This is a genomic window from Micromonospora sp. NPDC049171, assembly GCF_040648275.1.
Lineage (GTDB): Bacteria > Actinomycetota > Actinomycetes > Mycobacteriales > Micromonosporaceae > Micromonospora.
The window spans coordinates 146,594-152,727 of the sequence record NZ_JBEZDJ010000023.1 but is presented as its reverse complement, the minus strand read 5'-3'; the positions used below and the strand labels follow the sequence as shown (position 1 = coordinate 152,727).

Annotated in this window: 7 protein-coding genes; 4 read left to right on the top strand and 3 right to left on the bottom strand. The window is 73.3% G+C overall.

Annotation, left to right across the window (positions count from 1 at the left end; translation table 11 throughout):
- Positions 1–72 precede the first annotated feature (72 nt).
- Together AB0B14_RS26855 and AB0B14_RS26850 are read right to left on the bottom strand one after the other, a co-directional pair.
- Positions 73–1,410 (bottom strand): pitrilysin family protein, encoded by a 1,338-nt coding sequence (locus AB0B14_RS26855; protein WP_357524791.1) that lies wholly within the window; start codon positions 1,408–1,410, stop codon positions 73–75.
- Positions 1,407–2,696: a pitrilysin family protein gene (locus AB0B14_RS26850; protein ID WP_357067055.1), complete on the bottom strand. Its 1,290-nt coding sequence runs from the start codon at positions 2,694–2,696 to the stop codon at positions 1,407–1,409. Before AB0B14_RS26850 ends, AB0B14_RS26855 begins: the two co-directional genes overlap by 4 nt.
- A gap of 100 nt (positions 2,697–2,796) precedes the next feature.
- Here AB0B14_RS26850 and AB0B14_RS26845 point away from each other — a divergent pair, with 100 nt between their 5' ends.
- Positions 2,797–3,534 (top strand): phosphodiesterase, encoded by a 738-nt coding sequence (locus AB0B14_RS26845; RefSeq protein WP_357067053.1) that lies wholly within the window; start codon positions 2,797–2,799, stop codon positions 3,532–3,534.
- Here AB0B14_RS26845 and AB0B14_RS26840 read toward each other — a convergent pair.
- Positions 3,501–3,719: a hypothetical protein gene (locus tag AB0B14_RS26840; protein ID WP_357067051.1), complete on the bottom strand. Its 219-nt coding sequence runs from the start codon at positions 3,717–3,719 to the stop codon at positions 3,501–3,503. The two genes, AB0B14_RS26845 and AB0B14_RS26840, sit on opposite strands and share 34 nt — an antisense overlap.
- A 274-nt stretch (positions 3,720–3,993) precedes the next feature.
- On the opposite strand from AB0B14_RS26840, the gene AB0B14_RS26835 reads away from it, so the two are divergent.
- The 3 genes from AB0B14_RS26835 (at position 3,994) to AB0B14_RS26825 (ending at position 6,087) form a co-directional block, all read left to right on the top strand.
- Entirely contained in the window at positions 3,994–5,088 is a 1,095-nt protein-coding gene (locus AB0B14_RS26835) for a 3-deoxy-7-phosphoheptulonate synthase (RefSeq protein WP_357067049.1), read from the top strand.
- Positions 5,089–5,608: 520 nt separating this feature from the next.
- A complete protein-coding gene (locus tag AB0B14_RS26830) occupies positions 5,609–5,833 on the top strand; it encodes a hypothetical protein (protein ID WP_357067047.1) in 225 nt (74 codons plus the stop codon).
- Positions 5,834–5,892: 59 nt separating this feature from the next.
- Positions 5,893–6,087 carry a hypothetical protein gene (locus AB0B14_RS26825; protein ID WP_091405645.1) on the top strand — a complete coding sequence of 65 codons (195 nt, stop codon included), beginning with the start codon at positions 5,893–5,895 and terminating at the stop codon, positions 6,085–6,087.
- The last annotated feature ends 47 nt before the right edge of the window (positions 6,088–6,134 follow it).

Below are 6,134 nucleotides of genomic sequence, written 5' to 3'. Positions count from 1 at the left end.
GGGCCGGGGGGCGGGGGGGGCGGGGGCGGGGGTGGGGGCGGGGGTGGGCGGGGGTGGGGGCGGGGGTGGGTGTTAGGGGAGGAGGGTGCCTAGGGCGGCTGCCGTTAGGTCGTCGCGGATTACTGCCGCGTCGCCCTCGATGACCAGGGTCAGCGCGTCCGGGTGCAGATGGGTGGCCGCCGCCGCGGAGACCTGGTCCACGTCGGCGGCGAGCAGCGACTCCCGCAGCCGGGCGTGGTAGTCGTCCGGCAGGTCGTGCACCACGAGCGTGGTCAGCGCGGACGCGATCGCCCGGGGGCTCTGCAACTCGACCGAGAGCTGCCCGGCCCGCCAGGACCGGGCCACCTCCAGCTCGTCCTCGGTCACCCCAGCGGCCTGGGTACGGCTGATCTCACCCACCGCCTCGACCAGGGCCGGCACGGTGACCGCGGTCTGTACGCCGGAGCTGACCCCGAACCGGCCGAAGCGCCGGGACGAGGCGAAGTCACCCCGAACGCCGTAGGTGTAGCCGTGCACCTCGCGCAGCAGGTGGTTGAGCCGGGAGGTGAACGCACCGCCGAGCACCGTGCCGGCGAGCGTCATCGCCACGTGGTCGGGGTGCGCCCGGTGCGGCGACGGGTGGCCCAGCCGCAGCGTGGACTGCACCGAACCGGGCCGGTCCACCAGGATGATCCGCCGTCCGGCCTGCAGCGGCACCTCGATCGGGCCACCCCGCTCGGCCGGGCCGCCGCCGGTGCCGGCGAACGCCGCGGCGGCCAGCGCGTCCAGGTCGATCCGGTCCAGGTCGCCGGCGACGATCAGGGTGCCGGGGCGCAGGAACCACTCGGAGTGGAAGACCGTCACGTCCTCCACGTCCAACGCGGCGACCGACTCCGGGTCGCCGTACATCGGCCGGCCCCAGCGGTTCTGGGCACCGAACAGGTCCGCGCGCAACGCGGCGTCGGCCCGGGGGCCCGGGTTGGCCCAGTCCATCCGCAGCGCGGTCGCCTCGTCGTCGCGGACCCGACGTACGTCGGCGGGATCCAGCCTGGGCGTCCGGACCGCCTCGGCGAGCAGCTCCACGGCGGCGCTGAGCCGGTCCACCGGGACCACCACGCTGGCCTGGAACGAGTCCCAGTCCAGTCCGGTCGTCAACGCGGTGCCGAGCCCCTCGACGGCGAGCGCGTACGCGGCGGCGTCCCGCTGTGCGGTGCCCTCCTCCAACGCCTTGGCCAGCACCCCGGACAGGCCCTCCTTGCCGACCGGCTCCTGGCTCGCGCCCACGTCGAGCAGCAGCAGGGCCACGGCGAGGTTCTGCCCCGGCAGGTGCGCGGCGACGACCTGGCCGCCGGCCACGGCGCGGCGAACCACCGGCGGGAACCGGTACGGGCGGGCCGCGCCCGGGCCGGGACGGTCGGCGATCAGCGTCATGAGGTCTCCTCGGGCAGGTAGGTCAACAGCACCCGGTCGGTGGCGAGCACCTCGGCGGCGGCCTCGGCGATCTGCTCGGCGGTGACCGCGAGCAGGCCCGGCAACTGGTCCGCGATGCGGGCCGGGTCACCGAACTGCGTGGCGTACCGGCCGAGCAGGTCCGCACGACCGTCCACGGTGGACAGCTGACGCCACCAGCCGGTGCTCAGCAACGCCTTGGCCCGATCCAGCTCGGCGGCGGTGACCGGCACGGTGGCCAACTCGTCGACGACCTCGGCCAGCCCCTCGGCGAGGCGCTCGGCGCTCACTCCGGTGCGGGCGGTGGCGGTGGCGATCAGTGGTGCCGGGGCGTGCGCGAGGTCCACCCCGTACGCCCCGACCAGGTCCGGCTGGGCGATCCGTTCACCGTCGGCGAGCCGCTGGTAGAGCCGGCTGCCCCGGCCGCTGCCGAGGATGCTGGCGAGCACGGTGACCACGTCGTACCCGGGGGTGCCGAACGGGTAGGTGCGGTGGGCGATGTAGACCCGCGGCGCCGGCACGTCGGCGCTCACCGACTCGATGGCCGTCTGCCCGGTCGCCGGGACGCTGCGCCCGTCCGGGGCCGCCGGGATGTCGACGCGTGCCGGCAGCGCGCCGAAATACTTGTCGGCGAGCGCGAACACGTCGGACGCGGTGGCGTCGCCGACGACGGTGAGCACCGCGTTGTTGGGCGCGTAGTAGGTCCGGTGGAACGCCTGGAAGGTGGCCAGGTCGGCGGCGTTCAGGTCGGCCATCGAGCCGATCGTCGCGTGATGGTAGGGGTGCCCGGGCGGGTAGAGCAGCGGCAGCAGGCGCAGCCAGGCGTCCCCGTACGGGACGTTCTCGTACCGCTGCCGGCGCTCGTTCTTGACCACGTCGCGTTGGTTGTCCAGCGTCTCCTGGGTGAGCGCGGGGACCAGGCCGCCCATCCGGTCGGCCTCCAACCAGAGCGCCAACTCCAGGTGTTCGGCCGGGACCGTCTCGAAGTAGTTGGTGCGATCCGGATTGGTGGTGGCGTTGAGCGAGCCGCCGGAGCCCTGGATCAGCTTCATGTGCTCGGTCTTCGCCACGTTCACCGAACCCTCGAACATCAGGTGCTCGAAGAGGTGGGCGAAGCCGGTCTGCCCGGCCGGCTCGTGCCGGGAGCCGACGTCGTACCAGAGGTTGACGGCGACGGCCGGGGCGGTGCGGTCCTCACTCACCACCACGCGTAGGCCGTTGTCCAGTCGGGACGTCTCGATGGGCCATGGGTAACCGCTGTCGGGCATACCCCGACGCTATCCGATCTCGCGGGCCGAAAGGTGACGTGTGGTCGGCCGGCGAGGCGACCCCGGGCATCGAGGCCGCCGCTCGGGGTACCGGAGGGCCATGACCGTCACTCCGCGCCCGTCCCGGGCCGCCGCCGCCGTCGAACGGGCCAGCGCCGCGCTCGGCCGGCTGCGCCGCGGCCGGCTGCTGCATCCGGCCGGTCGCTCGTTCGCCGGCGAGGTGGTGATCTGGGGTACGCCCGGACCACCCACCGGGGTCGATCTGCTGGACGCCCCCGGCCGGTATCGGGCCGCCGTCCGGCTCTCCAAGGGCACCCCCACCCCCGGCGGTTGGCCGGACGTGCTGGGCCTGGCGCTGCGCCTGCACCGGGACACCGGCCGGCCGTTCGACCTGCTGGTCAGCTCCAGCGGCGCGGCCCCGGTGCTGCGTCACCTGCCGCTGCCGCGACGCGCGTTCACCGGGACGTACAGCACGATCGTGGGGTTTCGCGTGGGCCGGCGCCGGCTGTGGCTGGCCGCGCTGCCCGACCCCGATTCGGTCGGCCTCGGGCGCAGCCTGAGCACGGTGGCCGCCGCGACCCGGACGGACACGCCGCGCCTGGTGCTCGCGGTCGCGTCCGCCGTCGGGCCGTGGCGGCCGGTGGGGCAGGTCAGCATCGGTACCCAGCTCAGCGCCGAGGAGGACGCCGCGCTCGCGTTCGACCCGGTGGGCAACCTGCCGCCCGAACTGCGGGCGGCAGGCCTGCTCGCCTGGCTGCGCGAGCAGACCTACCGGGGGTCCCGCCGGGCACGCGGGGCCACTGCTCAGTCCGGCGGCTCGACCGCGACCACTGTCTGATCCGAGGTACGACGTTCCAGCACGGTGTCCGGCGCCGCGTTCTGGTCTGCCTCCCGGATGTCCGACTCGGCGAGGATGGCCGCGGCCTGCGCCTCCGGGTCGTCGCTGCCCACGGCGGCCTCTTCGGGCAGGAGGTGGTGGGCGCGGGACTCCACCCGATCCTGATCGCTCTGCTCGTCAGTCATGGCACCCCTGTTACCCCGACCGCACCTCGGGCACGCGGTGTCCGCCCCGCATCTTGGGACGACGGACCGGTCGATCGCGCCGGGTCGGGTACGCTTGCCCCCGTGACGCGTTCCTATCGATGGTTTAGGCAGCCGGCTCGCACGCCGGTGACTTCACCATGAACTGACGTCACCGCGGACCGAGCCGGCTGGGCAGGAGCTGTCGTTCCTGCCCTTTTGCGTACGAGCAGCCGGCTCGTCCCGGGCACCGGCCCCGGGCACGGTCGGCGGAAGGATGCCCACCGTGACGACCCCGGAGACCGATCGGGTCAGCGATCAGCGGATCGACCGTGTCGTGCCGTTGACCACGCCCGCCCTGCTGCACCACGAGTTGCCCCTGGACGCCCCGCTCGCGGCGGCCGTGCTGACCGGCCGTCGTGCGGTGAGTCGCGTGCTGGACCGCGAGGACGACCGGCTGCTGGTGGTGGTCGGCCCCTGCTCGGTGCACGACCCGGCGGCAGCACTCGACTACGCGCAGCGTCTTCGTACGGCGGCCGACCGGCTGGCCGACGACCTGCTGATCGTCATGCGGGTCTACTTCGAGAAGCCACGCTCCACGGTCGGCTGGAAGGGCCTGATCAACGATCCGGGCCTGGACGGCAGCGGGGACGTCAACACCGGCCTGCGGCTGGCCCGGGCGCTGCTGCTCGACGTGCTGCGCGTCGGTCTGCCGGTGGGCTGCGAGTTCCTCGACCCGATCACTCCGCAGTACATCGCGGACACGGTGGCCTGGGGCGCGATCGGTGCCCGCACCGTGGAGAGTCAGGTGCACCGCCAACTCTCCTCCGGTCTGTCCATGCCGATCGGCATGAAGAACCGCCCGGACGGCAGCATCGGCACGGCGGTGGACGCGATCCGCGCCGCCGGGGTGCCGCACGTCTTCCCCGGTATCGACTTCTCCGGCACCCCGGCGATCATGCACACCCGGGGCAACACGGACGGTCACCTGGTGCTGCGCGGTGGGGGTGGCCGACCCAACTACGACGCGGATTCGGTGGCCGGAGCGCTCGACCTGCTTCGCGCGGCCGACCTGCCGGAGCGACTGGTGATCGACGCCAGCCACGCCAACAGTGGCAAGGACCACCGCAACCAGCCCAAGGTCGCCGCCGACGTGGCCGCCCAGTTGGCCGCCGGCCAGCGCGGGATCACCGGCGTGATGTTGGAGTCGTTCCTGCTGCCCGGTCGCCAGGAGCTCGACCCGACCCGCGAGCTGGAGTACGGCCGGTCGGTCACCGACGCCTGCCTCGGTTGGGACGACACCGCCGAGGTGCTCGACCACCTGGCCTCGGCCGTGCGGGCCCGTCGGGCCACCCTGCCGACGGCGGTGTGACCGTCGACACTTCGCCGCACGGAACACGAGCGGGGGTCGGCTCGTTGACAGGGGTGTCGGTGTGTCCAGTGTCCCCGGGCCTCACCTAAATAGCCTTCGCGGAATACCGTCCGGCTGGAGCCGCGTAGTGCCACTCGCCGAGAGGCGACCTGCACACCGACACCAGCGCCGCCCCCGGCTCACGAGGCCGGGGGCGGCGCTGTCTCTGTCGGCCTGCCCGGACTCAGGCCTGCCCGACGGCCTGCCCGAACTCCGGCCAGACCGGACGGGCCGAGACGACCGGAACACCCACCATCCGCTCCCGCTCCCTTTGCTCTGCACCCGCCCATGCACCGCCTACGGTCCGTAACCGGCGCATCCGCGGGTGCAGAGCAAAGGGGGCCCCGTGGCACGGGTGCAGAGCAAAGGCACCCCCGTGCACGGGTGCGCAGCACAGGGAGCCTCGCAGGGCCATCGTCCGGCGGCGCAGACGAGCCACCGGGGTAGGTTTGACCGATTCCGACCCGGGTAGCTGATCGGCGTGACCGACGACGCATCCCAGGCAGGCGAGCCGGACACCCGAGCCCTCGACGACCTGCTCGACGACATCTACCGGGCGCAGGAGCGGGTCGAACAGGCGGAGATCTACCGCCACGCGGTGGCCGCCGAACTCCCGCCGGACCTGCTCGCCCGCATCGACGCGCTGCCCGAGGGCGAGTACTCGGTGGACGAGGCCAGCGACCTGCTGGGCGGTTCGATCGGCTGAGCGACCTGGGCGATTCCACCGCTGGGGCCCGCCCGAGCCACCGCAGAAGGGACACCGACATGACGCACCACGAGGACCACGACGAGAAGGTGCCGGCGTTGGGTCAACCGCCGAAGGGCAGGGACACCACGCCCGAGCCGGACTTCGCCAACGAGCACGACCGCACCGCGGTGGACCGGGACATCATCACCGGGGCGGACGAGGACGAACGGGAGCCGGAGTCGCCGCACGGCTGGTCCGGCATGCAGCGCTGAGGTACGTGCGACGAGGGGGGCCGGCGTCTGCCGGCCCCCCTCGCGCG

Excerpts from the sequence above, each read along its gene's own strand:
- AB0B14_RS26855 (WP_357524791.1), bottom strand. The coding sequence starts at position 1,410 with ATGACGCTGATCGCCGACCGTCCCGGCCCGGGCGCGGCCCGCCCGTAC.
- AB0B14_RS26850 (WP_357067055.1), bottom strand. The coding sequence starts at position 2,696 with ATGCCCGACAGCGGTTACCCATGGCCCATCGAGACGTCCCGACTGGAC.
- AB0B14_RS26845 (WP_357067053.1), top strand. The coding sequence starts at position 2,797 with ATGACCGTCACTCCGCGCCCGTCCCGGGCCGCCGCCGCCGTCGAACGG.
- AB0B14_RS26835 (WP_357067049.1), top strand. The coding sequence starts at position 3,994 with ATGCCCACCGTGACGACCCCGGAGACCGATCGGGTCAGCGATCAGCGG.
- AB0B14_RS26825 (WP_091405645.1), top strand. The coding sequence starts at position 5,893 with ATGACGCACCACGAGGACCACGACGAGAAGGTGCCGGCGTTGGGTCAA.
- AB0B14_RS26840 (WP_357067051.1), bottom strand. The coding sequence starts at position 3,719 with ATGACTGACGAGCAGAGCGATCAGGATCGGGTGGAGTCCCGCGCCCAC.